General features: G+C 65.6%; 21 protein-coding genes. 10 read left to right on the top strand and 11 right to left on the bottom strand.

All coding sequences use genetic code 11. From position 1 onward, the window contains the following. The first annotated feature begins 56 nt into the window (after positions 1-56). Together IVB07_RS35830 and IVB07_RS35835 are read left to right on the top strand one after the other, a co-directional pair. The gene (locus IVB07_RS35830; RefSeq protein ID WP_018460022.1) at positions 57-974 is read left to right on the top strand and encodes a sulfite exporter TauE/SafE family protein; all 918 of its coding nucleotides are present in this window, start codon (positions 57-59) and stop codon (positions 972-974) included. Beyond that, entirely contained in the window at positions 971-1,741 is a 771-nt protein-coding gene (locus tag IVB07_RS35835; RefSeq protein ID WP_018460023.1) for a TIGR02186 family protein, read from the top strand. Before IVB07_RS35830 ends, IVB07_RS35835 begins: the two co-directional genes overlap by 4 nt. Positions 1,742-1,885: 144 nt before the next feature. Here the strand turns inward: IVB07_RS35835 and IVB07_RS35840 are convergent, their stop codons facing one another. Further along, entirely contained in the window at positions 1,886-2,662 is a 777-nt protein-coding gene (locus IVB07_RS35840; RefSeq protein WP_247364184.1) for an MBL fold metallo-hydrolase, read from the bottom strand. 12 nt (positions 2,663-2,674) lie between these two features. Beyond that, the gene (locus IVB07_RS35845; RefSeq protein WP_018460025.1) at positions 2,675-3,586 is read right to left on the bottom strand and encodes a DMT family transporter; all 912 of its coding nucleotides are present in this window, start codon (positions 3,584-3,586) and stop codon (positions 2,675-2,677) included. Between the two features lie 99 nt (positions 3,587-3,685). Here IVB07_RS35845 and IVB07_RS35850 point away from each other — a divergent pair, with 99 nt between their 5' ends. Further along, positions 3,686-4,549, top strand: coding sequence for a LysR family transcriptional regulator (locus IVB07_RS35850; RefSeq protein WP_026233925.1), 864 nt, complete (start codon positions 3,686-3,688; stop codon positions 4,547-4,549). On the opposite strand, the gene pdeM is transcribed toward IVB07_RS35850, so the two are convergent. The 4 genes from pdeM to IVB07_RS35870 all read right to left on the bottom strand — a co-directional run bounded on the left by pdeM (position 4,546) and on the right by IVB07_RS35870 (position 10,340). Next, the gene (pdeM, locus tag IVB07_RS35855; protein ID WP_018460027.1) at positions 4,546-5,217 is read right to left on the bottom strand and encodes a ligase-associated DNA damage response endonuclease PdeM; all 672 of its coding nucleotides are present in this window, start codon (positions 5,215-5,217) and stop codon (positions 4,546-4,548) included. The genes IVB07_RS35850 and pdeM overlap by 4 nt on opposite strands. A gap of 53 nt (positions 5,218-5,270) precedes the next feature. Further along, positions 5,271-7,847 carry a ligase-associated DNA damage response DEXH box helicase gene (locus IVB07_RS35860; RefSeq protein WP_018460028.1) on the bottom strand — a complete coding sequence of 859 codons (2,577 nt, stop codon included), beginning with the start codon at positions 7,845-7,847 and terminating at the stop codon, positions 5,271-5,273. Between the two features lie 222 nt (positions 7,848-8,069). Continuing rightward, the gene (locus IVB07_RS35865) at positions 8,070-9,299 is read right to left on the bottom strand and encodes an ABC transporter substrate-binding protein (RefSeq protein WP_085384950.1); all 1,230 of its coding nucleotides are present in this window, start codon (positions 9,297-9,299) and stop codon (positions 8,070-8,072) included. Positions 9,300-9,413: 114 nt separating this feature from the next. Next, a complete protein-coding gene (locus IVB07_RS35870; protein WP_018460030.1) occupies positions 9,414-10,340 on the bottom strand; it encodes a methyltransferase domain-containing protein in 927 nt (308 codons plus the stop codon). A 65-nt stretch (positions 10,341-10,405) separates the two neighbouring features. Between IVB07_RS35870 and IVB07_RS35875 the strand changes: the two genes are divergently transcribed. From IVB07_RS35875 to IVB07_RS35895, 5 genes are all read left to right on the top strand, one after another. After that, positions 10,406-11,443 carry a ligase-associated DNA damage response exonuclease gene (locus IVB07_RS35875; RefSeq protein WP_018460031.1) on the top strand — a complete coding sequence of 346 codons (1,038 nt, stop codon included), beginning with the start codon at positions 10,406-10,408 and terminating at the stop codon, positions 11,441-11,443. Beyond that, complete coding sequence (locus IVB07_RS35880) at positions 11,440-13,098, top strand: ATP-dependent DNA ligase (protein WP_018460032.1); 1,659 nt, start codon at positions 11,440-11,442, stop codon at positions 13,096-13,098. The genes IVB07_RS35875 and IVB07_RS35880 overlap by 4 nt, the downstream gene beginning before the upstream one ends. A 119-nt stretch (positions 13,099-13,217) precedes the next feature. Then, a complete protein-coding gene (locus IVB07_RS35885; RefSeq protein WP_018460033.1) occupies positions 13,218-13,520 on the top strand; it encodes a DUF6460 domain-containing protein in 303 nt (100 codons plus the stop codon). Positions 13,521-13,541: 21 nt separating this feature from the next. Then, positions 13,542-14,276, top strand: coding sequence for an MBL fold metallo-hydrolase (locus IVB07_RS35890; RefSeq protein ID WP_018460034.1), 735 nt, complete (start codon positions 13,542-13,544; stop codon positions 14,274-14,276). A 1-nt stretch (position 14,277) separates the two neighbouring features. After that, entirely contained in the window at positions 14,278-15,603 is a 1,326-nt protein-coding gene (locus tag IVB07_RS35895) for an MATE family efflux transporter (RefSeq protein WP_026233928.1), read from the top strand. 132 nt (positions 15,604-15,735) lie between these two features. Here IVB07_RS35895 and IVB07_RS35900 read toward each other — a convergent pair whose 3' ends face one another. Together IVB07_RS35900 and IVB07_RS35905 are read right to left on the bottom strand one after the other, a co-directional pair. Further along, positions 15,736-16,833, bottom strand: a complete 1,098-nt coding sequence (locus IVB07_RS35900) for a quinone-dependent dihydroorotate dehydrogenase (RefSeq protein WP_018460036.1) — start codon at positions 16,831-16,833, stop codon at positions 15,736-15,738. Beyond that, the gene (locus IVB07_RS35905; protein WP_018460037.1) at positions 16,830-17,174 is read right to left on the bottom strand and encodes a DUF952 domain-containing protein; all 345 of its coding nucleotides are present in this window, start codon (positions 17,172-17,174) and stop codon (positions 16,830-16,832) included. Before IVB07_RS35905 ends, IVB07_RS35900 begins: the two co-directional genes overlap by 4 nt. A gap of 204 nt (positions 17,175-17,378) precedes the next feature. On the opposite strand from IVB07_RS35905, the gene IVB07_RS35910 reads away from it, so the two are divergent. Further along, complete coding sequence (locus tag IVB07_RS35910) at positions 17,379-18,032, top strand: helix-turn-helix transcriptional regulator (RefSeq protein WP_018460038.1); 654 nt, start codon at positions 17,379-17,381, stop codon at positions 18,030-18,032. A gap of 171 nt (positions 18,033-18,203) precedes the next feature. Here IVB07_RS35910 and IVB07_RS35915 read toward each other — a convergent pair whose 3' ends face one another. From IVB07_RS35915 to IVB07_RS35925, 3 genes are all read right to left on the bottom strand, one after another. Beyond that, positions 18,204-19,847 carry a lysine--tRNA ligase gene (locus IVB07_RS35915; RefSeq protein WP_018460039.1) on the bottom strand — a complete coding sequence of 548 codons (1,644 nt, stop codon included), beginning with the start codon at positions 19,845-19,847 and terminating at the stop codon, positions 18,204-18,206. Between the two features lie 294 nt (positions 19,848-20,141). Further along, positions 20,142-22,619, bottom strand: coding sequence for an ATP-dependent helicase HrpB (hrpB, locus tag IVB07_RS35920; RefSeq protein WP_026233929.1), 2,478 nt, complete (start codon positions 22,617-22,619; stop codon positions 20,142-20,144). A gap of 147 nt (positions 22,620-22,766) precedes the next feature. Beyond that, entirely contained in the window at positions 22,767-24,083 is a 1,317-nt protein-coding gene (locus tag IVB07_RS35925) for a UDP-glucose/GDP-mannose dehydrogenase family protein (protein ID WP_018460041.1), read from the bottom strand. 193 nt (positions 24,084-24,276) lie between these two features. Between IVB07_RS35925 and IVB07_RS35930 the strand changes: the two genes are divergently transcribed. Beyond that, on the top strand, positions 24,277-25,344 hold the full coding sequence (locus IVB07_RS35930; RefSeq protein ID WP_026233930.1) for an acyltransferase family protein: 1,068 nt from the start codon (positions 24,277-24,279) through the stop codon (positions 25,342-25,344). Positions 25,345-25,479 lie beyond the last annotated feature (135 nt).

Here is a 25,479-nt window from a genome sequence, read left to right on the forward strand (position 1 = left end):
CCCTCCTGCGAGCATTCCGCGCAATCGATCCGTCTCGCGGGAAGCGTGGTCTCTCGATGCAGCTCTATCTCCCGATCGCCGATCTTCCGGTCAATGTCTTCCTCGTGCTAGCGATGGGCGCGGCGGTCGGCTTCGTCTCCGGCATGTTCGGGATCGGCGGCGGCTTCCTGATGACGCCGCTTCTGATCTTCATCGGCATCACGCCGGCGGTCGCGGTCGCCTCCGTCGCGAGCCACATCGCCGCCTCGTCCTTTTCCGGCGCGCTCGCCTATTGGCGGCGACGCGCGATCGACCCGGCGCTGGCAAGCGTGCTGTTATGCGGCGGCGTGACCGGGACGGCGCTGGGCGTGTGGACCTTCACGCAGCTGCGTGCGCTCGGCCAGCTCGATCTGATGATCGCACTGTCCTACGTCGTGCTGCTCACCACCGTCGGCAGCCTGATGTTCTCCGAAGGCCTGCGCGCCCTAATGCGGACCCGGCGCGGCGCGGTGCCGCCACGACGCACCCACAACTGGATCCATGGCCTGCCGCTGAAGATGCGGTTCAAGCGTTCCAAGATATACCTCTCGGTCATTCCGGTCGTGATCATCGGCGTCCTGATCGGCTTCATCGGCGCCATCATGGGCATCGGCGGCGGCTTCATCCTGGTGCCGATCATGATCTATCTGCTGCGGGTGCCGACCTCGACGGTGATCGGCACCTCGATGGTCCTGACGCTGGTCACGATGCTGTTTGCGACCCTGCTGCATGCGGTGACCAATCACCTCGTCGACGCGGTGCTGGCGCTGATCCTGATGGTCGGCGGTGTCACCGGCGCGCAGTTCGGCGCACGCGCCGGTCAGAAGATCCGCGGCGAGCAGCTGCGGCTGCTGCTCGGCCTCTTGATCCTCTCGGTCGGCGTTCGCTTCGCCATCGAGCTGGTGATCCGGCCCGAAGACCTCTTCACCATCCGCGAGCTGGGGGTGAACGGATGATGCGCACAGCTCTCGCGGTCCTGCTCGTTCTGCTGCTCGGCTCCGTCGCACGCGCCGAGCGGCTGATCGTGTCGGTCTCCAACCATCGCGTCACGGTGACGCCGAATTATTCCGGCGAGGAGCTGGTGCTGTTCGGCTCGGTCGAGAAGGACGCCTCCACGCCCGCCGATCGCAAGAGCTACGATCTCGTCGTCACCGTGATGGGCCCGCGCGCCGAGATGGTGACGCGGCGCAAGGAGCGCACCTTCGGGATCTGGATCAACACCGACTACCGCCAGTTCCTGGAGGTGCCGAGCTATCTCGCGCTATTTGCCAACCGCTCCTTCGATGTCATCACCTCGCCCGAGATCGCGCGGCGTCAGCAGATCGGGCTTAACAACGTGCTGCTGACCCAGCGTGTCAGCGGCGACTATGCCGATGTGGTGCCTAACGACGTGTTCCGCTCCGCCTTCATCCGCCTGCGCACCCAGCGCGGTCTCTACCGCGAGGATCCGAGCGCGGTGACATTCCTGACGCCGACGCTGTTCCGCACCGGCATTCCGCTGCCGGCGGAGGTGCCGATCGGCACTTACGAGGTGGAGATCAAGCTGTTTGCCGACGGCGCGTTCATCGGCAAGACCGAGACCGCGTTCGAGATCGTCAAGGTCGGCTTCGAGCAGTTCGTCGCCACCACCGCGCGGCAGAACGGCCTGATCTACGGCCTCGTCACCGCCGCGATGGCGCTGATGACGGGATGGATGGCTTCGATCGTGTTTCGCAAGGATTGAGGAGACTACGCTCTCTCCTCTCGTCGTCGCCCGGCTCGACCGGGCGACCCAGTATTCCAGAGGCCTGCGTTAGGCGACTCGCTCTCACAATTACCGCCGCGGCGTACTGGATGCCCCGGTCAAGCCGGGGCATGACAGTCGGGGCTACGGCGCCTGCACCACCGTCGGCACGCCGGGCTCGAGCAATCGCAGCCGCGTCCCGAAGCCGAGCACGTCGAAGGTCTTGCGTAGATCCTCGCTGTTCTGGCGGAAATGCGCCCAACCCTCCGTATGAACCGGCACGATCATCGCATCGGGGAAGGCGCGCGCGGTCTCGATGGTGTCGTTGGTGTCCATGGTCAGATGGAACGGCCCGCGCGTTTGCGCGGCGCCGGCGAAAGGCATCACCACGCCGCATTTGAAACGGCGCGCGACCTCGGCGACGCCGTCGAACCAGGTGGTGTCGCCGCTGATGTAGACCGATGTGGTGTCGGTCCGGCTCGACGACACCACGAAGCCGATGACGTCGCCTGACAGCGGCTCGATGCCGGCCGGCCCGTGACGCGCCGGGGTCGCAGTAATCGTCAGCGAGTTGCCGTCACGATCTTTCAGATGCGCCGTGCCCCACGGCGCCAAACCTTCGACATGCCCGCCGAGGCGCTGCGCGCCGGCCTCGGTGGTCAGCACGCGCTTCACATGTTTGAGAAAGTCGCGGCCGGAATTGTGGAGATTGTCCGAATGCTGGTCGTGGCTGAGCAGCACGGCATCGATCGGGCCGATCGCATCGGCCTTGAGCGCAGGGCCGATCGTCTTCTCCAGCTTCACATGCGGCAGCTGATAGGCGGTGTGCGCGTCATCGAAGGTCGGATCGGTGAGCAAACGGAAGCCATCGATCTCGATCAGCGCAGTGGGACCGCCGATCAGGGTGATGGAAATGGGCATGATGGACGCCTCTTACGAGACGGATTTGGCGGGCCGCGTCACCAGGTAGATGCCGAGTGCGACCGGGATGATTCCGAGCAGATCGCGCGCCTCGACATGTTCGCCGAGCACGAGATACGCAAACAGCATGCCGAGCGGCGGCATCAGGAAATGATAGGCACTGGCAGCCGTCGCGCCACACACTTTCAAGAAATGAAACCAGAGCCAGTACGCCAGGATCGAGCCGCCGAGCACGAGGAAGGCGAAGGCGCCGATCAGGCCCGGCGTGAAGTCGATGGCATGAACGTCGGCGAAGGTGAGCGCCACCGGCGTCAGCACGATGCCGGCGGCAAGATTCTGCACGCCATTGCCGACCCACAGCGAGCCCTTCGGCGCGAGCAGCTTGAACAAAATGGTGCCGGCAACGAGAGAGGCGAGCGAGGCCAGCGTGAACACGATGCCGTGCAGCGAGTCGGTGCCGACCGCCAGGCGGTGCCAGACGATCAAGGTCACGCCGATGATTCCGAGCAGGAGGCCGCTCGCCTTGCGCCAGGTCATGCCTTCGCCGAGCAGAAGCGCGGCGAGGCCCGCCGTGAACACCGGATTGGCCGACACGATCAGGCCGCCGAGGCCGGCGGAGACCGATTGCAGTCCGGTGTAGCCGAGGCCGAGATAGAGCGCGTTGTTGGCGACGCCGAGCACGGCGAAGATCGCGGCATCGCGCCAGGACAGCGACCAGTCGTCGCCGCGGACCAGCGTGGCACCGAGGATCAAGATGCCGGCGAGCGAGAAGCGCGCGGCGAGCAGGATCAGCGGCGGGCAATGGGTCACGCCGATCTTGCCGGCGACGAAGGCGTAGCTCCAGAGCAGGCAGAACAGGCCGATGGCCAGCGGCAGCGTGTTGAAGCGGCTGCGCGGAACGGCAAGCGAAGGGGCGAGCGACATGAGGGGCATTCTCCTGAGCCCTCGATCTAGGGAGCCGGCTTGTCATTTGGAAATTAAATGATTAACTTCCAGCCAGTGGATTTTCGAATGGAGGCAGCCATGCTCGATCTGGAGCTCCTGCGCAGCTTCGTGTCGGTGGTCGATGCCGGCGGCTTCACCCGCGCCGGCGAGCGCGTCCATCGCACCCAATCGACCGTCAGCCAGCAGATCAAGCGGCTGGAGGAGGATGTCGGCCAGGTCCTGCTGCATCGCGACGGCAAGGACGTGCGCCCCACCGAAGCCGGCGAGCGGCTGCTGTCCTATGCGCGGCGGTTGTTGTCGCTTGCGGAAGAGGCGCGCGACGTGCTGCGCCAGCCCGACGGCGAAGGCGCAATCCGGCTCGGCATCCCCGAGGACTTTGCGGCGTATCGGCTGGCGAAACTGCTCGGCGCGTTCTCGCGCTCGCATCCGGGCCTGCGGCTCGATGTGCGCGCCGACCAGAGCAAGAATCTCGCCCGCGACCTCGATCGCGGCGAGCTCGATCTGGCGCTGTTCAAGCGCGCGGCCGGTGAGAAAGGCGCGATTGCGGTGTGGCCGGAGCAGGTGCACTGGGTGACCAGCAAGAGCCATCCGATCCACGCCGATGTCGCCTCCGTGCCGCTGATCGGCTTTCCGCTCGGCTGCCTCTACCGCGCCGGCGCCATCCATGCGCTGGAAAGCGCGGGCCGCATTTGGCACATGTCCTATACGTCATCGAGCCTGGCCGGCATCCAGGCCGCGGTCGCGGCCGGCATGGGCTTGAGCATCCTGTCGGAGATGGCGATCCAGTCCGACCACCGCGTGCTGAGCGCGAAGGACGGCTTTGCGCCGATCAACCGGACCGAAGTGGCGCTGATGGCCGCGCCGGGCGCAAGTCCCGCGACGTTGCGGCTGGCAGATCGGCTGGCGGAGTTCTGCGACGACGTGCAGGCGAAAGCGGCTTAGCTGCACCGTGACGCGGCGATCGCGTGGACGCGGCGGTCGCCGAGCAGGTGCGCGACAAAACCGTTCATTGGAAAGATCTTTGCAAACGCCACATCGCGGATGCTGAGGCCGCCGGCGTAGGCGCCGAAGGCGGGCATCACGGCACGCTCGCCGTCACAGGCGAAACAGCGGCGCTCCATCGAGCGGCCGCGCGCGGAGACACGCGCCTTGGGATGAAGATGGCCGGCGATCTCGCCGCTCGCGCCCGTCGGCTCGTGGCGGAAGGTGATCGGACCGATCGCAACTTCGTCGGCGACGGTGCCGCCGAGATCACGCGGCAGCGCCGGATCGTGATTGCCTGAGATCCAGATCCAGTCGCGGCCAGCCTGCAAGGCGGCGACCGCGTCGCGATCCTCCGCCGACAGCCGTCCATGCGCCGTGCGATCGTGAAAACTGTCGCCGAGCGCGATGACGATTCGGGGATCATGGCGGGAGATGACAGCAGCGAGACGACTGAGCGTCGCGATGGTGTCGTAAGGCGGCAGCAGCACGCCGCGCATGGCGAAGCTGGAACCTTTTTCCAGATGCAGGTCGGAGACGACGAGCAGGCGCTGCTCTTCCCAGAATAGCGCGCCGGAGAGATCGGCCGCGAAGGTCACGCTGCTGATGCTGACATTCGAAACGCGCATGTCCTCGATATCCCCTGAAACCAGCGCGCCTGCCCCCACGTCAAAACCTGCTGTTATCCCATCGCCTCTTTGACGAGCTCGTCGGCGGCCTCCGCCAGGAGCTCGTCTCCAGCTTCGCCATAGACTGACTCGCGGCCGATTTCCAGCATCACGGGGACGGCGAGCGGGGAGACGTGGTCGAGTTCCCGATGCGTGATGCGGCCCCGGATGCGGGTGAGCATGTCGCTGAGGCGTCGCAGATCGAGCAGGCCAGTGGCGGCATCGGCACGGGCGGCGCGCAACAGCACGTGATCGGCCTGGTGCTTGCGCAGGACGTCGTAAACGAGATCGGTCGAGAACAGCACCTGACGGCGGCTCTTCTCCTCACCGGTGTGCCGCCGCGCAATCAGGCCGGAGATGATCGCGCAATTGCGGAACGTGCGCTTCATCAGCGCGGATTCGGCAAGCCACGCTTCGAGGTCGTCGCCGAGCATGTCGGGATCGAACAGCGCGTCGAGGTCGATCCTGCCGTCCCGGATCATGGAGGACATGTCGCCGAGCGCCCAGACCGCGATCGCATATTCATTGGCGACGAAACCGAGCGGCCGGGCGCGGGCGCGCTCCAGCCGGCGCGTCAAGAGCATGCCGAGCGTCTGATGCGCGAGACGGCCTTCGAAGGGATAGCAGACGACGTAATGCTTGTTGGCGCGGGGAAAACTCTCGACCAGCAGCTCGCGCACCGCCGGCACGCGCGAGACGTCCTTTTGCAGCGACAGCCAGTCGCGCACCTGCTCCGGCAAGGCGCCCCACGCGCGCCCGTCATCGAGCAGGCGGCGAACCCGTTCGGCAAGATAGGTCGAGAGCGGAAACTTGCCGCCCATATAGGACGGCACCTTCGGGTCCTTGTCGTTGGCGCGCGAGACATAGACCTGGTCTTCGACCAGGGTTTCGTAGCGCACCACCTCTCCTGAGAACACGAAGGTGTCGCCCGGGCTGAGACCCTCGATGAAGGCTTCCTCGATCTCGCCGAGCAGCCTGCCGCCGCGCGCGATCACGCCGGTCGACCCGCCTGCTTTTCCTTGACCTCCGCCGCGCGAGCGCACCAGCCGCACCTTGAGCATGTCGTCCTCGACGATGGTGCCGACATTCATCCGGTAGCTCTGCCGCACCCTGGGATTGGCGACGCGCCAGCGTCCCTCCTTGTCCTGCTTGATCCGCGCGAAACGCTCATAGGTCTTCAGCGCGTAGCCGCCGGAGGCGACGAAATCGACCACGTCGTCGAAGTCCTGCCGCGTGAGATCGGCGTAGGGCGCGGCGGTGCGGACCTCACCGTAAAGCTCGTCGGAGAAAAACGGCTCGCCGCAGGCGCAGCCGAGCACGTGCTGGGCCAGCACATCGAGCGCACCCAGGCGCAGCGGCGGCGTGTCCTGCGCATTCTCCGCGATGGCGTCGATCGCGACGCGGCACTCCAGCACCTCGAATCGGTTCGCGGGCACCAGCACCGCGCGCGAGGCTTCGTCGAGCCGGTGGTTGGCGCGGCCGATGCGCTGCATCAGGCGCGAGGAGCCCTTGGGCGCGCCGATATTGACGACGAGATCGACGTCGCCCCAGTCGACGCCGAGATCGAGCGAGGAGGTACAGACCACGCCGCGCAGTTTGCCCGCCGACATCGCGTCTTCGACCTTGCGGCGCTGGGCGACGTCGAGCGAGCCGTGATGCAGCGCGATGGCAAGATTGTCGTCGTTCATGCTCCAGAGATTCTGGAACAGCATCTCGGCCTGGCTGCGGGTGTTGACGAAAACCAGCGTGGTCTTGTTCGCCTTGATCAGCTCGTAGATCTCGGGAAGTGCGTGGCGCGCACTGTGGCCGGCCCAGGGCAGGCGTTCGCGCGTGTCCATCATCTCGACCAGCGGCGGTGCGGCGCCGCCGGCAAGGACGATGTCGGCCGCCGCTTCCTTGCCGCCGGGCTGCGGCACCAGGAAGCGCGCCAGCGATTCAGGCTCGGCCACGGTCGCCGACAGGCCAATCGCCCGCATCTGCGGCGCCAACCGCCACAGCCGCGCGAGTCCAAGCGACAGCAGATCGCCGCGCTTGGACGTCACCAGCGCGTGCAGCTCGTCGAGCACGATGCGCTTCAAGGAGGAAAACAGGAACGGCGCGTCGTCGGAGGACAGCAGCAGCGCAAGCTGCTCCGGCGTCGTCAGCAAAATGTCCGGCGGATAGCGCCGTTGCCGCTGCCGCCGCGACGTCGGCGTGTCGCCGGTACGGGTCTCGATCTTGATCGGCAGCGCCATCTCGGCGACGGGGCGCTCGAGGTTGCGCGCGATATCGACCGCGAGCGCCTTGAGCGGCGAGATGTAGAGCGTGTGCAGGCCGCCGGTGCGTTGCAGACTGCGGCCGGTGGAGATCACCGATTTCGCCGAAGCTTTGGGCGCGGAGCTCAGCTCGACCAGCGTCGGCAAGAATCCCGCCAGCGTCTTGCCGGCGCCGGTGGGCGCGATCAGCAATGCGGATCGGTCCTCGCGCGCCTTCTCCAGCAGCGCCAATTGATGCGCGCGCGGCGACCAGCCGCGGGCCGCGAACCACGCCTTGAAGCGGTCGGGCAGCAGCGCGGCAGGTTCGACCGGGATTTTGCGGATGCGGGGCGGCACGGCATCACAGGTAAGCCGTGGGGACGGGTTCGTCGAGGGGGTGAACGACGAGGGCGATACTGCCGTTCCCTCTCCCCTTGTGGGAGAGGGTGGATCGCCGCGAAGCGGCGAGACGCGTGAGGGGTATCTCTCCGCGAAAGAGCATCGTTCGAGTACGCGGAGAAAGCCCCCTCATCCGGCGCTTCGCGCCATCTTCTCCCACAAGGGGAGAAGAAAGCGCCCCTACTCCGACATCGGCTTGTCGGAGATGTCCCAGTCCTTGCCGGTGAAGGTGGAGATGAAGAGCGTCTTCATCGGCGTGTAATCGTCAGGCGTGTAGTCGTAAGTGACGCCGTCGAGGAAATAAGGCGAGTGGAAGCCTTTGAGGTTGGAAGCCTGCTTCAGCACGTTGGCGCGGGTGAGCTCGTCGCCGCAGCGGCGCAGGATCTCGCCCATGGTGACGGCCTGGCCGTAGCCGGCGAAGGCGATGGTGTTGTCTTGATCGATCGCCGGCGTGTACTTCTTGCGCAGCTCCTCGAACGCCATGACGTCGGGGTCCTTCTCCCATTTGGGCAGGCCGACTTCCTTGTTGTAGCGGATGGCGACGATGCCGGCGGCGTTCTCGAGGCCCGCGGCATTGAGGATGGAGCGGCCGGTCGAGCCGGCCGACAGCAGCTGCAGCGGCTTCCAGCCGAGCTCGGCTACTTTCCGGATCGACTGCGACGAGGCCTTGCCGGTGGAGATGTTGTAGAAGACGTCCGCACCCGACTTCGAGAGGTTGATGAGCTGGGAATCGACCGTCGGATCGGTCAGATCGTAGGTCTGCTCCATGATCACCTTGGCGGTGCCGCCGGCGTCTTCCAGAACCTTCTTGAAGGGGCCGAGGAAGTCGCGGCCGAAATCGTCGTTCTGGTACAGGATGCCGACCTTCGCGTTCGGCTTCACGCTGACGACGTGCCGCGCCAGGATCCGCGCCTCGGTCGGATAGAGCGGCAAGCCAGCCATCGTCCATTTGAACTCTTTCGGGTTATTCCACTTCGACGCGCCGGTGTTGAGCAGCAACTGCGGCACGCCCTTCGAGTTGAGGTATTTGTGCACGGCGGTCTGCGGCGCGGTGCCGAGCGAGCCGTAGAGCGCGAGCACCTCCTCCTGCTCGACCAGGCGCCGCGTCGCCTCGACGCATTTCGGCGCGCTGTAGGCATCATCCATGGTGAGGAATTTGACCTTGCGTCCGTTGATGCCGCCCTTTTCGTTCAGCATCTGGAAATAGGCCTCGCCGACGCGCCCGAGCACGCCGTAGAGCGAGCCGGGGCCGGAATGCGGCACGGTCTGCCCGATCTTGATCTCGGTGTCGCTGGCGCCGGAATCGTATTTCTTCTCCGCGGCCCAGACATAGGGCGCGGGCAAGGTGGAGGCCGCGATGGTCGCGAGCGCGGCGGCGCTGAAATCGCGCCGCGATGGATTCCTGGTCATTGTTTGTTTCTCCCTGGTGCGCGCATTGTGCTGGCATCGCCGCACGGCTCGCAAGTGGGAAGTCGCGGCTTTGCGACGCAATGACGCTTAAAGCGCCGCTTATAGCGCCTAAACTCAAGTTTTCTCGGCGACCACGACGAGGCCGCCCACCGGTTCGTTGTTCTCGGTGCGTGGCGAGGCCTGCTCCAATGTGAGGAGCTTGAGGCCGGCCTTCGCCATCGCATCGCGCACATATTCCGCCGAATGGGCATAGCGCAGGCCTTCGCCGAGAACGATGCCGCTGCCGTCATGGGTCTCCAGCGTGAACGCAAGCACGCCGCCGGGCGCGAGCACGCGCCTGGCTTCGCCGAGCACCGGTGCGAGATCGGGGAGATAGACGAACGCATCGGCAGCGACGACGAGGTTTGCGCTCGCCTCGCTCCTGCTGCGCAGGCCTTCGATCATGTCGGCGACTTCGAGCTCGGCATAGAGGCCGGTGGCTCGCGCCTCCTTGACCATGCCGGGCGACAGATCGATGCCGATGAACTGGTCGACCTGTTTGGCGAAGGCGGCGGCCGCGAGCCCCGTACCGCAGCCGAGATCGATGGCGCGCTTGAACAGGGCGGGCTTCTTCGCGGCGACGCGGGCAGCCACCACCGCCTTGAAGATCAGCGACGGCGCGCGATAGCCGAGATCGTTGATCAGCACGTGCTCGAAGCGCGGGGCGTATTGATCGAACAAGGCCTGCACATAGGCCTTGGGCATCTCGGACAATTGCGCATCGCCGAGGCGTATCAGATGCAGATGAGCGCCATGCTGATCGCTCGGGTCGGACTCGCGCGATTTGCGAAAGGCCGCAATGGCCTTGTCGCGCTCGCCGAGTTGCGCGCGGATTTCGCCGAGCGTGAACCAGGCCGAGGTGAAATTCGGCGCAATCTCGATGGTCTGCTCCAGCAGGTCGGCGGCGGCCGCCAGATCGCCCTTGAGCTGGAGGTCGCGCGCGAACTCGAAGCGGCGGTCGGCCATGAGATCGCCGGAGGTCAGGAACAAGCGCAGGGGCATTGTGGGAACCAGGGAACGAAGCGGTGATGACTCGAAGATGCGGGGTCGCGACCTATATAACAGGCATGCGTCCGCAAGACATCCTGCTGCCAGTTGCCGCCGGCCTATGCTGTAAGCCGGGCGGCTTCCATATCGACCCCGTCCGGCCGGTCGAGCGGGCCGTGATCACCCACGGCCATTCCGACCATGCCCGCGCCGGCCACGGCGCGGTGCTGGCGACGCAGGAAACGCTGGACATGATGCGGCTGCGCTATGGCGAGAATTTTGCCGGCTCCACCCAAGCAATCCACTATGGCGAGGAGATCCGGCTCGGCGACGTCAGCGCGAAGTTTCACCCGGCCGGCCATGTGCTCGGTTCGGCGCAGGTCGCGGTCACCTGCAAGGACACCTGCATCGTCGCCTCCGGCGACTACAAGGATGCGCCCGACCCGACCTGCACGCCGTTCGAGCTCGTACGCTGCGACGTCTTCATCACCGAGGCAACGTTCGGCCTGCCGGTGTTTCGCCATGGCGATGCGGCCGACGAGGTCAAGAAGCTGCTGGCGTCGGTGGCGCTATTTCCGGAGCGCGCGCATCTCGTCGGCGCCTATTCGCTTGGCAAGGCGCAGCGCGTGATCGCTCTGCTGCGCCAAGCGGGTTACGACGCGCCGATCTATCTGCATGGCGCGATGGAGAAGATCACGCATTACTATCAGAGCCGCGGAATCGAGCTCGGCGAGTTGCGGCCGGCGAAGGGCGTCAAGAAGGCGGCGCTCGCCGGCACCATCACGCTGGCGCCGCCCTCTGCAACATCCGATCTCTGGACCCGCCGGTTTCCCGATCCCGTCACGGCATTCGCCTCTGGCTGGATGCGGGTGCGCGCCCGCGCGCGGCAACGCGGCATCGAGCTGCCGCTGGTGATCTCGGATCACGCCGATTGGGACGGCCTCACCGCCACGATCGCCGCGACCGGTGCCGGCGAGATCTGGGTTACCCATGGCCAGGAAGACGCGCTGGTGCATTGGTGCCAAAGCAAGGGTTTGCGGTCGCGGCCGCTCGATCTCGTCGGCTATGGCGACGAGGAGGAGACCGAGACGCCGCTCGCTGACGAGGCCGAAGCATGAACCGCTTCGCCGAACTTCTCGACCGCCTCGCCTACGAACCCGGCCGCAACAACAAGCTGCGGCTGATCACGAGTTATTTTCGCGAGGTCGCCGATCCCGATCGCGGCTACGCGCTGGCCGCGCTGACCGGTGCGCTGAGTTTCAAGCACGCAAAACCTTCTCTGCTGCGCGATCTTATCGCCCAGCGAACTGACCCGGTCTTGTTCGGCCTATCCTGGGACTATGTAGGCGATCTCTCCGAGACAATCGCGCTGATGTGGCCGAAGGCCGTGGGTGTCCACAACAACCCACCTCCCCCAACCCTCACCGAGGTGGTCACCACCCTGCGCACCCTCGGCAAGACCGAGCTGCCGAAGCAGCTCGAGCGCTGGCTCGACGAATTGGATGAGACCGGCCGCTGGGCGCTGTTGAAGCTCGTCACCGGCGCGTTGCGCATCGGCATCTCCGCGCGCCTGGCAAAGACCGCGGCCGCCGCGCTCGGCGACAAGGACCCGCATGAGGTCGAGCTGATCTGGCCCGGTCTCGCGCCGCCTTATCTCGACCTGTTCGCCTGGCTGGAAGGCCGCGGCGACAAGCCAGTCAATCGCGATCCCGCGCCGTTCCGTCCTGTCATGCTGGCGCATGCGATCGAGGACACCGATTTCGCTGCACTCGATCCCGCCGACTACATCGCCGAATGGAAATGGGACGGCATCCGCGTGCAGGCGGTGGCCGGCCGCGACGAGCACGGCCACATCACCGCTCGGCTCTATTCGCGCACCGGCGAGGACATCACCGGGAGCTTTCCGGACCTCGTGCCGTCGCTGCGGCTGCCCGGCGCCATCGACGGCGAGCTTCTGATCCTGCGCGAAGGGCGCGTGCAAAGTTTCAATTTTCTGCAGCAGCGGCTCAACCGCAAGGTCGTGTCTCCGAAGCTGATCAAGGAATTTCCGATTCATCTGCGCGCCTACGATCTGCTCGGCGACGACGAGAACGATTTGCGCGAGCTGCCTTTCGCGGAGCGGCGCGAACGGCTGGAGACCTTCATCGGTAAGCTCGACGATCCCCGCATCGATCTGTCGCCCACCGTCGCCTTCGCAAGCTGGGAGGCGCTGACCGCAGCACGCGCCGATCCCGCCAGCGCTGGTGCGGGCGAGGACGCGGACGCCGTCGAAGGCGTGATGCTGAAGCGGCGCGACGCACCCTATCTGCCGGGGCGGCCGAAGGGACAATGGTGGAAATGGAAGCGCGATCCGCACATCATCGACGCCGTGCTGATGTATGCGCAGCGCGGCCACGGCAAGCGCTCGTCCTACTATTCCGACTACACCTTCGGCGTTTGGACCGCAGGGCCGGGCAGTGACGAACTGGTGCCGGTCGGAAAAGCCTATTTCGGCTTCACGGACGAGGAGCTGCTCCAGATCGACCGCTTCGTGCGTCGCAATACCACCGAAAAATTCGGCCCCGTCCGCCACGTCGTGCACGAGCCAGACAAGGGGCTGGTGCTGGAGGTCGCCTTCGAGGGGCTGCAGCGCTCACCACGGCACAAATCCGGCGTCGCGATGCGCTTTCCCCGCATCAGCCGGCTGCGCTGGGACAAGCCGCCGCGGGAGGCCGACCGGCTGGAAACGCTGGAAAAGATGCTGAAAGCGGAGGCGGCCGAGGTTGAGGCTTAAGAAGCCCCGGGCGTGTGCTTGCCCGAATTAAAATCCCGTAAGCCGATTGACGCCCCCTCACAGGTTCCCCATGTCCCCGCCTTGCCCTATGATAGGTCGAATCCCCTGAGGAGTTTGAGATGGCCCACGACGTCAGAGATTTGCCGGCCGGCCGCAGTGACGGCCTGCACCGCTTTCTCGGCGGCTCGCCGCTGGCGGTCGCGTTTCGCCTGGTGCTGCTCTCGATCCTCGTCGGCGTCGTGCTGGCGGCGATCGGCTTCGACCCCTGGAATATCATCTTAAGCATTCGTCTTCTGTTCCAGCGTTTGTGGGATCTCGGCTTCGATACCGTGAACTGGCTGTGGCGCTACTTCCTGCTCGGCGCTGTCATCGTGATTCCGATCTGGCTGCTGATGCGCGTTTTCGGCGCGCCACGCAGGTAAAGGATTTGGAGCTGGCGGCCGATGCAATTGCGCTTTGTCGGCTGCGGCGACGCCTTCGGATCCGGCGGCAGGCTCAATACCTGCTTCCACGTCTCGGGGCGCGAAGCCAACTTCCTGATCGATTGCGGCGCGTCGGCTTTGCCGGCACTGAAGCGGCTGGAGATCGACCGCAATGAGATCGATCTCATCCTGATCACGCATTTCCACGGCGACCATTTTGCCGGGCTGCCGTTTGTCCTGCTCGACGCACAATTCTCGCGGCGGACGCGGCCGCTCACGATCGCCGGCCCCAAAGGCATCGAGACGCGGCTGCGTGAGGTGATGGAGGCTCTGTTCGAGCACTCCTCGAAGACGAAACAGCGCTTCGAGCTGTCCGTCGTCGAGCTCGCGCCCGAGCAGAGCCAAAGCTTCGGCGCGGTGACGGTGACGCCCTATCCCGTCGTGCACGGCGAATCCGGTGGACCGTTCCTCGCTTATCGCGTCGAAGCCGAGGGTCGCACGCTGGCCTACAGCGCCGATACCGAATGGACGGAGACGCTCATTCCGCTGGCGCATGGCGCCGACCTTTTCATCGCCGAAGCCTATATGTACGAGAAGGTGGTCAAGAATCACCTCAGCCTGACGACCTTGGAACAGCACCTTCCCGAAATCGGCGCAAAACGCCTCGTGCTCACCCATATGAGCGAAGACGTGCTGTCGCGCCTCGACGACATCGCCCATCTCGCCGCCGAAGACGGCATGGTGCTCGTGTTCTGACATGCACGCACCCGTTCACTTGAAGATCGGTTCCCGTCAGGTCTTCGCCATCGCAGGCCCGGCGATGGTCGCCAACCTCACCACGCCACTGATCGGCGTGGTCTCGACCACCGCGATCGGACGGCTGGACGACGCCGCGCTGCTCGGCGGCGTCGCCATCGCGTCCGTCATCTTCGATTGCCTGTTCTGGCTGTTCGGTTTCCTGCGCATGAGCACGCTCGCCTTCACGGCGCAGGCGCTCGGCGCCGGCGAGACGCGCGAGCTGACCGCGATCCTGGTGCGCGGCTTCATCGTCGCCGGCTTGATCGGCGTAGCACTGATCGCGCTGCAACTGCCGCTGGCCACCGTGCTGTTCGACCTGATGGGCGGCAGCGAAGGCGTCACGCGCGCGGCGAAAACCTACTTCGTGATCCGGATCTGGTCGGCGCCGCTGGCGCTCGTCAATTATGTTATCCTGGGCTGGCTGGTCGGCCAGGCTCGCGCCAACCCGGCGCTCGCGCTCCAAATCGTCATCAATCTCGTCAACGCGGCGGCGACGATCCTGCTGGTGCTGGTCTACGACACCGGGATCGCAGGTGCTGCGATCGCAGCGCTGCTGTCTGAAGCGGCCGGATTCGGCCTCGGCATGATCGTCTGCCGCCGCTATGCGGACGGTGGGTTCGCGGTGCCGTACGCAGAGCTGTTCGACCGGGCCAAGCTGATGCGGCTGCTGGCCGTGAATTCCGACATCCTGATCCGTACCGCGGCGCTGATCGCCGTGTTCTTGTTCTTCACCGCCAAGGGCGCGCGGGCCGGCGACGTCACGCTGGCCGCGAATTCCGTGCTCAACAATTTTCTGCTGGTCAGCGCCTTCTTTCTCGATGGTCTAGCGAACGCAGCCCAGCAGCTTTGCGGCCGTACGCTCGGCGCACGCGACGCCAGGGGATTTGCTGATTCGACCCGGCTGGTGCTGCTATGGGGGCTCGGCTTCGCGCTGGTCGTGTCCGCGCTATTCGCGGTATTCGGGCCGAACTTAATCGATTTCATGACGGCGAGCGAAAGCGTCCGTCGCGGCGCGCGGGAATTCCTGCCGTTCGTCGTGCTCGCGCCGATTCCCGGCGTGTTCGCCTTCGGCTTCGACGGCATCTATATCGGCGCGACCTGGGCGCGTGAGATGCGCAATCTGATGCTGGCCTCGCTCGCGATCTTCCTCGCCACATGTTGGGCGCTGCAATCGTTCGGCAATGCCGGGCTGTGGAGCGCGCTGATCGCCTCCTACGTCTCGCGCGGCGGCTTGCAGGCCGCGCGCTATCCGGCGCTGTACAGGAAGACGTTTTCGAGGTCGTAGCTCTCGTGTCCCGGACACGCTGCAGGGTGAAACGCTGCTGCGCGGAGCCGGGACCCAGAATGCCGCGAGCGTGGGCCCCGGTTCAGCAGTGCATCACTAACGTGCTGCGCTGCGCTCGGGGCACGAGACCGCCTACATCCCCGGCCAGTCTTCCGCCGTCAGCGTGGCGGCGTCGGAGCCGACGATCTCGGAGAGAGAATCCCGCCCCGTCCGCAATAGGGTCGAGGCGAGGTCACGCTTGATCTCGTCGACGATGCCGAGGCCCTTGTAGACCAGCGACGAATAGAGCTGGATCAGGCTCGCGCCGGCGCGGATCTTCGTCAGCGCGGCGCCGCCCGAGTCCACCCCCCCGACACCGATCAGGGGGAATGCGCCCTCGACGCGCACATAGGTCTCCGCGACCATCCGCGTCGACAGCCGGAACAGCGGCCGGCCGGACAGGCCGCCCTGCTCCTTGGCGCGCATCTCCTCGCGCAGCGTACTCGGCCGCGCGATCGTGGTGTTCGATACGATCATGCCATCGACCCGGCGCGAGCGCGCGACCTGCACGACGTCGTCGAGCTGGGCGAGGCTCAAATCCGGCGCGATCTTGAGCAGCACCGGCGTGTCGCCGGCGCTCTCGCGCACCCGCTGGCGCGCGTCGATCACCCTGGCGAGGAGATCGTCGAGCAGCGCGCCTTCCTGCAGATTGCGCAGGCCCGGCGTGTTCGGCGAGGAGACGTTGACGGTGAAATAGCTCGCGACCGGCGCAAAGGTCTCGATCAGCTTGACGTAATCATTGACCCGATCGGGCGAATCCTTGTTGGCGCCGACATTGACGCCGACGATGCCGCCGTGCTGCGCGCGCGCCGCAAGCCGGCGCAGGGCTGTCTCCGCACCGTCATTGTTGAAGCCCATGCGGTTGATCACGGCCTCGTCGCGCTCCAGACGAAACAGCCGCGGTCGCGGATTGCCGCTTTGCGGCTTCGGCGTCACCGAGCCGATCTCGACGAAGCCGAAGCCGAGCCGCAGCAGCGCATCCGGCACTTCGGCGCTCTTGTCGAAGCCCGCGGCCATGCCGATCGGATTGGGGAAGTTGAGCCCGAACGCACGCACCGCAAGCTTGGGATCGTCAGCGTGCGGCTTGCCCGGCGGCAGGAAGCGCAGGCCCTGGATCGCGAGGCGATGCGCATCCTCCGGATCGAGCCAACGCAGCACCGGCAGCGAGAGAGCGTCGAAAGCGCGGATCACGGGGCAAGCTCCGGAACATCGTGGCCGCCGTCGGAGCGCGTGTTGAGGTTCATCACAGCCATCACCGCGCCGAGATCGAGCTCGCCATAGAGATGCGGAAACAGCTCCTCATTGCGCGAGCGCTCCCAGCGCAACGCGCTGCCGAGCGCATCGCCGTCGACCTCGACCAGGAACAGCGCGCGCTGCCCGACATAATGCTTCTGCAGGGTCTCGGGAACCTGGGCGGCGGTCGAGAAATGGATGAATCCGTCGCGCGAATCGTCCGCGCTGCCGCGATAAACGCCCTGCCGTTCCGCCTCGCGCCAGGCCGAGGCCGGACAGATTTTGTAGATCTTGACCACCGCTTACGCAGCCCTGTTTGCCCGGGGAGACAGCTCTTTGAGTCTCCTGGGGATTTTCGTCTCTCGTGGGTCGTTAAATCCCGGGCGGGACCGTAAAGGCCACCCCTGCCGAACTCAAGACTTAGACGCCGCCTCTTGCACCGAAAACGGAAAACCGATTGATTTGAGGATAGTTTTCCTGAGTTGCGACGGGCTGGACCTTCCATGGTCAGGCAGGCCAAAGCGCAGAGGATGCTCACCCACGACCAGATCTGGGGCGCGCTGGATCGGCTGGCGGCGCGTGCCGGCCTGTCGCCGTCCGGCCTCGCCAAGCGCGCCGGGCTCGATCCCACCACCTTCAACAAGTCCAAGCGCGTTACCTCCGACGGCCGCGAGCGCTGGCCCTCGACCGAATCGATCGCGAAAGCGCTGGCGGCGGCAGATTCGTCGATCGACATTTTTGCCAGGCTGGTCGGCGACGAGGCAGGCGGCGGCCGTTCGGTGCCGCTGCTCGGCTTCGCACTGGCGGGCGCGAGCGGCGCCTTCGACGAGTCCGGCTTTCCCGTCGGCAAGGGCTGGACCGAATTTGCCCTTCCCGCCTTCGAGGGCAACCATAGCTTCGCGCTGCAGATGTCCGGCGAAGCGCTTGCGCCCGCCTATCGCGACGGCGACATCATCCTGGTCGCGCCCGGCGCGCCGATCCACAAAGGCGATCGCGTGGTGGTGAAGACCAACGCGGGCGAGCTGACGGTGGCGACGCTGAAGCGCCGCACCGCAAAGGCTCTGGATTTGCAGCCGCTCGATGCGACGCAGGCCGAACGCAGGATGGCGGCGAGCGAGGTGGTGTGGATCGCGCGGATCGTGTGGGCAAGCCAGTGAGGCCTCGGTGTCGTCCTGGCGAAAGCCAGGACCCATTACCTCGGGAGAAGTTGTGGCACCAATTGGCCACTCCGAGTCTCCGTAACCACATCCGGCGGTGGCTATGGGTCCTGGCTTTCGCCAGGACGAATCGGGGAGATAGGTCGCGCCTACAACTCAGTTCCGTAGCCCTCACGCACTCCGCGCCAGCGCGCCGTCGATCATGTTGACCGCGTTCTGCACGCCATACACCGCGACAAAGGAGCCGAAGCGCGGGCCCTTTTCCTGGCCGAGCAGCACCTGGTAGAGCATGTTGAACCAGTCGAGCGTCACGCCCGGACGGCCGTCCTTGCCCTTCTTGACCTGGTCGAGGAACGGCTCGCGGCGGCCGATCTCGTAGACGACGTTCTGGATGTCCTCGGCCGAGGCGTCCTGCGGAAGCTGCGATAATGCATCCCGCAAATCCTGCAGCGCCGCGCGCTCGGTCTCGGTCGGTTCGCGGAACGTCTTCGTCGGCGCGACGAAGTCGCGATAATAGTTGATGGCATAGCCGACCATCGCGTCGAGCTTGGGATGCGTCTGCGGGCTCACACCGGGTCGGTAGCGACCAATGAAACCCCACAGTGTCTCGGCATTCTCCGCATTCGACGACGACACCAGCGTCAGCAGGAGCTGGAACGTGACGGGCATGTCGAACTTCGGCGGATGGCCATTGTGGACATGCCAGACCGGATTGCCGAGCTGCTGCCTGGCGTCCTGCTTCGCAAAGCCGTCGATGAACTGCTGGTAGTCGTCGACATTGCGCGGGATGACGTCGAAATACAGCCGCTTGGCCGCCTTCGGCTCGCGATACATGAACAGCGACAGCGATTCCGGCGAGGCGTAGCGCAGCCATTCGTCGATGGTCAGCCCATTGCCCTTCGACTTCGAGATCTTCTGGCCCTTGTCATCGAGGAAGAGCTCGTAGTTGAAGCCCTCCGGCGGCGTGGCGCCGAGCGCCCTGGCGATCGCGCCGGAGAGTTTGACCGAGTCGATCAGGTCCTTGCCGGCCATCTCGTAATCGACGCCGAGCGCGACCCAGCGCATCGCCCAATCGGCCTTCCATTGGCACTTGACGTTGCCGCCGGTGACCGGCGTCTCGACTTCCTGGTTGGTATCGGGATCGAGGTAGGTCACCGTGCCGGCCGCAACGTCGCGGCGGATCATCGGCACCTGCAGCACGACACCCGTGGTCTTGCTGATGGGGAGGAACGGCGAATAGGTCGCGCGGCGGTCGGGACCGAGCGTCGGCAGGATGATCGCCATCACCTTGTCGTAGGCCGCGAGCATTTTGAGCAGCGTCGCGTCGAAACGGCCGGACGTGTAATAGTCGGTCGAGCTCGCGAATTCGTAGTCGAAGCCGAAATGATCGAGGAAGGCGCGCAGCCGCGCATTGTTGTGGTGCCCGAACGACGGGTATTCGTTGGAGAACGGATCCGGCACCCGCGTCAGCGGCTTGCCGAGATGCGCGGCCAGCATCTCCTTGTTGGGGACGTTGTCGGGCACTTTCCGAAACCCGTCCATGTCGTCGGAGAACGCGAGCAGGCGGGTCTTGATCTTGTTCTCGGTCAGCACATGAAAAGCGTGCCGCACCATCGAGGTGCGCGCGACCTCGCCGAAGGTGCCGATATGCGGCAGGCCTGATGGCCCGTAGCCGGTCTCGAACAGCACCTCGTCCTTCGGGCTTTTCTTCAGCCGCGCGACAATGGCCTTCGCCTGCTCGAACGGCCAGGCGTTGGACTGTTCGGCGAGCGCACGCAGATCGCTCGGATTCGCGGCAAGATCGATAACAGACATCTAAGGGGCCTCCGGGCCGCGGAAAATAGCGATTTCCGGGCAGAATGCAATTTTGTGAGACCCTCATCCTGAGAGCTTGTGACGCTTTTGCTCGTTCGGAGCGCCTCCGCAGCGCATAAATGATAACTCATTGACGAACTCAGAGCCGCCATTTACCGCGATAAACAGCCCCACTCCGGCGGCAGCTAGAGGTCGGTGCCGTGCTTGGATTAACGAGCGCTCCATAGGAGCGGGTCTCGAAGGATGCCCGTGAAGGGCGGGCCGCGCTCCCCACCATGAGGGTCTTCTTGCGCCTCACGTCCCGCGCGGCTTGACCCGCCGGGTCGGCAGCGCATTCGCCGGATCTTCCGGCCAGGGATGGCGCGGGTAGCGGCCGCGCAAATCGGACCGCACGGCACTGTAGCTGCCGCGCCAGAAACCGGGGAGATCGCGCGTCACCTGCACCGGGCGCTGCGCCGGCGACAGCAGTTCCAGCACCAGCGGCACCTTGCCGGCGGCGATCGAGGGATGGGTGTTGAGGCCGAACAATTCCTGCAGCCGCACCGCGATGGTCGGCCCCTGCTCGGCTTCATAGTCGATCGCGAGCACGCTGCCGGTCGGGGCCTCGAAATGCGTCGGCGCCTCGCGGTCGAGCCGCGCGCGCATCTCCCACGGCAACAAAGCCATCAACGCGTCGGAGAGATCGCCGGCGGAAATATCCTTCAGCGCGATCATGTCGTAGAGCGCCGGCACCAGCCAATCGTCGCGCCGCGCGATCAATCCGTCGTCCGAGAGATCGGGCCAGCTGTCGCCTTCGGCCCTGCGCAAAAACATCACGCGATCGCGCCATTGTTTGGCTACCTTCGACCAGGGCAGCCGGTCGAGTCCGGCGGCGATCAACCCGTCGGCGAAGATGCGCGCAGTGTCCCCCGAGGGCGACACGGCGAGCGTCGCCTCGGAGAGCGTGATCGCGTGCAGCGCGCGCTTGCGCCGCGCCCGCAGCGCCATCGCGCCGCGATCGAACGAGATCTCCTCGACGGATTCGATATGCTCGGCGAAATGCCGCTCGATCTCGTCCTGCGAGATTTGCGCCGCGAGCAGAATGCGCCCGCTCGCCGCCGTGCCGGTCATCTCGCCGACCGCGATATAAGGCGTGCGCGCGAGCGACGAGGTCTGATCCACCGCAGCACCCCGGCCGTTGGCGAGCACGAAGCTGCCATTGCCGCGGTTGCGCGCGACGCGATCCGGGAAGGCGTAGGCGAGCATCAGGCCGGTCGAGAGGTCACCTTCTGCGGTCGCCGCCTTCTCTGACGCCGCCACCTGCGAAGCCCAGCGCCGGGCGAGGTCGCGCGCGCTTGCGGCACGCGGGGAACGGTCGCGGCGGAACTGATCGCGCCGGTGCTCGAGATCGACGCTGTCGCCGCCGAGCCCGCGCTCGGTGATGATGGCCGCGATCTCGGCGGCGGCCTCGCCTTCGCCGGCACGGTGCGAATCCACGATCATGCGCGCGAGCCGCGGCGGCAGCGCCAGCGCGCGCAGGCTCTTGCCCTCCGCGGTGATGCGGCCATCGCCATCGAGCGCGTTGAGCTCGGAGAGCAGGCTTTTTGCTTCCTTCCAGGCCGGCTGCGGCGGCGGGTCGAGAAACGACAGCGCGGCAGGATCGGCGACGCCCCATTGCGCGAGATCGAGCACCAGCGAGGACAGATCGGCGCTGAGGATCTCGGGCTGGGTGTAGGGCGCTAGCGAGGCTGTCTGAGGTTCGTCCCAGAGCCGGTAGCAGACACCGGGCTCGGTGCGGCCGGCGCGGCCGCGGCGCTGGTCCGCCGCCGCGCGGGAGACGCGCACGGTCTCGAGCCGGGTCAAGCCGATGTCGGGCTCGTAGCGCGGCACGCGGGCGAGACCGGAATCGACCACGATGCGCACGCCCTCGATGGTGAGCGAGGTCTCCGCGATCGAGGTCGCCAGCACCACCTTGCGCGTGCCCTTGGGCGCCGGCGAGATGGCACGATCCTGCACGGCGGCGTCGAGCGCGCCAAACAGCGGCACGATTTCAATGCTGGAATCGTGTATGCGTTCGGCGAGGAAATTCTGGGTGCGGCGGATTTCGGCGGCGCCCGGCAGGAACGCCAGCACCGAGCCGGCATCGGCCCGCAGCGCCGAGGCGATCGCATCCGCCATCTGCCGCTCGATCGGCGCGTCAGCCTTGCGGCCGAGATAGCGCGTCTCGACCGGAAAGGCGCGGCCCTCGCTTTCGACGACGGGCGCTTCGCCCAGCAATTTTGCCACGCGGGCGCCATCGAGCGTTGCCGACATCACGAGGATGCGCAAATCCTCGCGCAAGCCCAGCTGCGCGTCGCGCGCCAGCGCCAGGCCCATGTCGGCATCGAGCGAGCGCTCGTGGAATTCGTCGAACAGCACGGCGGCGATGCCCGACAGTTCGGGATCGTCGAGAATCTGGCGGGTGAAGATGCCCTCCGTCACCACCTCGATGCGGGTCGCGCGCGAGATCTTCGAGCCGAAGCGGACGCGATAGCCGACAGTCTCGCCGGCGCGTTCGCCGAGTGATTTGGCCATGCGGTCGGCGCTGGCGCGCGCCGCGATGCGCCGCGGCTCCAGCACGATGATCTTCTTGCCTTTGGCCCAGGGGGCATCGAGCAGCGCCAGTGGCACGCGCGTGGTCTTGCCGGCGCCAGGAGGGGCCACCAGCACGGCGGCATGATGCGCCTCCAGCGTGCGCGAGAGGTCGTCGAGCACGGCATCGATCGGGAGGGGCGTGTCGAAACTGAGGGGCAAGGCCTGTCCATTCGTCACGCCCGAGCAAAAAGCGCGAAGCGCGTCTTCGCACGGAAGTCGCCGGGCATCCACGTCGTCACACTAGAAAACAGACGTGGATGGCCGGGACAAGCCCGGCCATGACGGAATCGTTGCGAGGTCGGATCGCTAGCCCTGCACCGGCGGCCGTCCAACACTCTCATAGACGAAGCCGGCCGCAGCCATCTCCTCGGGGCGGTAGATGTTGCGCAAGTCGACAATGACGGGCTGTGCCATGGTTGCCTTCAGCCGGTCGAGGTCGAGCGCACGGAACTGCACCCATTCGGTGACGATCACGATCGCATCGGCGCCTTCCGCGCAGGAATAGGCGTCTTCGCAATAAGTGATGCTGGGCAGCTCAGTCTTCGCCTGCTCCATGCCGACGGGATCGAAGGCCTTCACCTTCGCGCCCATGTCGATCAGGCCGGTCACCAGCGGGATCGACGGCGCGTCGCGCATGTCGTCGGTGTCGGGCTTGAAGGTGAGCCCGAGCACGGCGATGGTCTTGCCGCGCAGCGAACCGCCGAGCGCCTGGCTCACTTTTCGCGCCATCGCCCGCTTGCGGTTCTCGTTGACCGCGAGCACGGATTCGACGATGCGCAAGCTCACGTCGTAGTCCTGCGCGATCTTGATCAGCGCCTTGGTGTCCTTTGGGAAGCAGGAGCCGCCGAAGCCCGGACCGGCGTGCAGGAACTTGGTGCCGATGCGGTTGTCCAGGCCAATGCCGCGCGCGACCTCCTGCACGTTGGCGCCGACCTTTTCGGAGAGGTCCGCGATCTCGTTGATGAAGGTGATCTTGGTCGCGAGGAAGGCGTTGGCGGCGTATTTGATCATCTCGGCGGTGCGGCGTTCCGTGAACATCAGCGGCGCCTGGTTCAGCGACAGCGGACGATAGATATCGCTCATCACCTTGCGGCCGCGCTCGTCGGAGGTGCCGACGACGATGCGGTCGGGGAATTTGAAGTCGCGGATCGCCGCGCCCTCGCGCAGGAATTCGGGATTCGAGGCGACGACGACGTCGGCTTTGGGATTGGTCTCGCCGATGATGCGCTCGACCTCGTCGCCGGTGCCGACCGGAACGGTCGACTTGGTCACGACGACGGTGAAGCCGGACAGCGACTGCGCGATCTCTTTCGCAGCGGCATAGACGTAGGACAGATCAGCATGGCCGTCGCCGCGGCGCGACGGCGTGCCGACCGCGATGAAGACAGCATCGGCATCCGCAACCGGCTTGGACAAATCGGTGGTGAACTCCAGCCGCTTGGCCTTGACGTTGGTCGCCACCAGCTCGTCGAGCCCAGGCTCGTAGATCGGGATCTCGCCGCGATGAAGGGCCGCGATCTTCTTCTCGTCCTTGTCGACGCAGATGACGTCGTGGCCGAAATCCGCAAAGCAGGCTCCGGACACCAGTCCCACATAGCCCGTGCCGATCATAGCAATGCGCATGAAAAACCCTGTTTGGCTTGGTTAACAAAACCCCAATTCCACGGCGGTTTAGCATTTTCCCGGGGTGAGGGAACAGCCCGCGTGCAAAAAACGGCACAGCAATTGTACCAGTAAAGAAATCGTAAGCCGCAAGGCGGCAAACTGCTCCGCGTTCACACAGATGCTGGCGGAACACGCCTCGAAAAGAGACACCATGGCACCATCAGGCACAATCGCCGCGAGCGGGGGACTCAAGGCCCCGGCTGCTGCGCGCGTCGATTGGGTCGATTACGCCAAGGGCATCTGCATCGTCATGGTCGTGATGATGCATTCGGTGCTGGGGGTCGAGCTTGCCGCCGGCGAGACCGGTTTCATGCATGTTTTGGTGGCCTTCGCGAAGCCATTCCGGATGCCGGATTTCTTCCTGATTTCGGGTCTGTTCCTGTCACTGGTGATCGACCGGGACTGGCGAACCTATCTCGACCGCAAGATGGTGCATTTCGCCTATTTCTATGTCGTCTGGGTGACAATCCAGTTCGGCTTCAAGGCCCCCGCATTCGCAGCGGAAACGAGCTGGCGCGACGCCGGATTGCTATATCTGGAATCCTTCGTCGAGCCGTTCGGCACGCTATGGTTCATCTACCTCCTGCCGATCTTCTTCGTCGTCACAAAACTGACACGGCGCATGCCGCAGCCCGCGATATGGCTCGTCGCGGCCGCGCTGGAGACGGCGCGCATTTCGACCGGCTGGACCGCGATCGACGAGTTCTGCGCGCGCTTCATCTATTTCTATTCGGGCTATCTGTTCGCGCCCTACGTGTTCGCGCTGTCGGACCGCGCGCGCAATCATCCCGCATGGGCGCTGACAGCGCTCGCGACATGGGTGCTGGTCAATGCCGGGCTCGTTGCGCTCGGCGCCAGCGAATGGAAAATCGTATCGCTCGTGCTCGGCTTCGCCGGCGCCTGCGCCATCATCACGATGGGCACGCTGCTCGCGCGCGTGCAATGGCTGAATGTCTTCCGCTTCTGCGGCGAGCATTCGATCGTGATCTATCTCGCCTTCTTCCTGCCGATGGCGGCGACACGGACGCTGCTCTTGCGCACGGGCATCATTCCCGACATCGGTGCGGTGTCGCTGATCGTGACCATCGCCGGCGTGATCGGCTCGCTCGCAATCTGGCAGATCGCACTGCGCCTTGGCGGCAACTTCCTGTTCGAGCGGCCCGATGCGTTCTGGATCGCGCCGAAGAAGACAAGCGCGGTGTTGCAGGCGGCGGAGTGATACTCTGCTGTCATCCCCGCGAAGGCGGGGATCCAGTATTCCAGAGGGCAGCAGTCGTATACGGAGAAGCCGCAGCGTACTGGATTCCCCGCCGTCGCGGGGAATGACAGCGGGGGATGCGGGAAATGACAGTGG

The sequence above is a fragment of the Bradyrhizobium sp. 172 genome, from assembly GCF_023101065.1.
GTDB lineage: Bacteria > Pseudomonadota > Alphaproteobacteria > Rhizobiales > Xanthobacteraceae > Bradyrhizobium > Bradyrhizobium canariense_D.

Coding starts and splice junctions, on each gene's coding strand:
- IVB07_RS35925 (WP_018460041.1), bottom strand. CDS start 24,083: ATGCGCATTGCTATGATCGGCACGGGCTATGTGGGACTGGTGTCCGGA.
- IVB07_RS35830 (WP_018460022.1), top strand. CDS start 57: ATGCAGCTCTATCTCCCGATCGCCGATCTTCCGGTCAATGTCTTCCTC.
- IVB07_RS35895 (WP_026233928.1), top strand. CDS start 14,278: ATGCACGCACCCGTTCACTTGAAGATCGGTTCCCGTCAGGTCTTCGCC.
- IVB07_RS35910 (WP_018460038.1), top strand. CDS start 17,379: ATGGTCAGGCAGGCCAAAGCGCAGAGGATGCTCACCCACGACCAGATC.
- IVB07_RS35890 (WP_018460034.1), top strand. CDS start 13,542: ATGCAATTGCGCTTTGTCGGCTGCGGCGACGCCTTCGGATCCGGCGGC.
- IVB07_RS35870 (WP_018460030.1), bottom strand. CDS start 10,340: ATGCCCCTGCGCTTGTTCCTGACCTCCGGCGATCTCATGGCCGACCGC.
- IVB07_RS35865 (WP_085384950.1), bottom strand. CDS start 9,299: ATGACCAGGAATCCATCGCGGCGCGATTTCAGCGCCGCCGCGCTCGCG.
- IVB07_RS35915 (WP_018460039.1), bottom strand. CDS start 19,847: ATGTCTGTTATCGATCTTGCCGCGAATCCGAGCGATCTGCGTGCGCTC.
- IVB07_RS35930 (WP_026233930.1), top strand. CDS start 24,277: ATGGCACCATCAGGCACAATCGCCGCGAGCGGGGGACTCAAGGCCCCG.
- IVB07_RS35885 (WP_018460033.1), top strand. CDS start 13,218: ATGGCCCACGACGTCAGAGATTTGCCGGCCGGCCGCAGTGACGGCCTG.
- IVB07_RS35875 (WP_018460031.1), top strand. CDS start 10,406: ATGCGTCCGCAAGACATCCTGCTGCCAGTTGCCGCCGGCCTATGCTGT.
- IVB07_RS35840 (WP_247364184.1), bottom strand. CDS start 2,662: ATGCCCATTTCCATCACCCTGATCGGCGGTCCCACTGCGCTGATCGAG.
- IVB07_RS35880 (WP_018460032.1), top strand. CDS start 11,440: ATGAACCGCTTCGCCGAACTTCTCGACCGCCTCGCCTACGAACCCGGC.
- IVB07_RS35835 (WP_018460023.1), top strand. CDS start 971: ATGATGCGCACAGCTCTCGCGGTCCTGCTCGTTCTGCTGCTCGGCTCC.
- IVB07_RS35845 (WP_018460025.1), bottom strand. CDS start 3,586: ATGTCGCTCGCCCCTTCGCTTGCCGTTCCGCGCAGCCGCTTCAACACG.
- IVB07_RS35850 (WP_026233925.1), top strand. CDS start 3,686: ATGCTCGATCTGGAGCTCCTGCGCAGCTTCGTGTCGGTGGTCGATGCC.
- pdeM (WP_018460027.1), bottom strand. CDS start 5,217: ATGCGCGTTTCGAATGTCAGCATCAGCAGCGTGACCTTCGCGGCCGAT.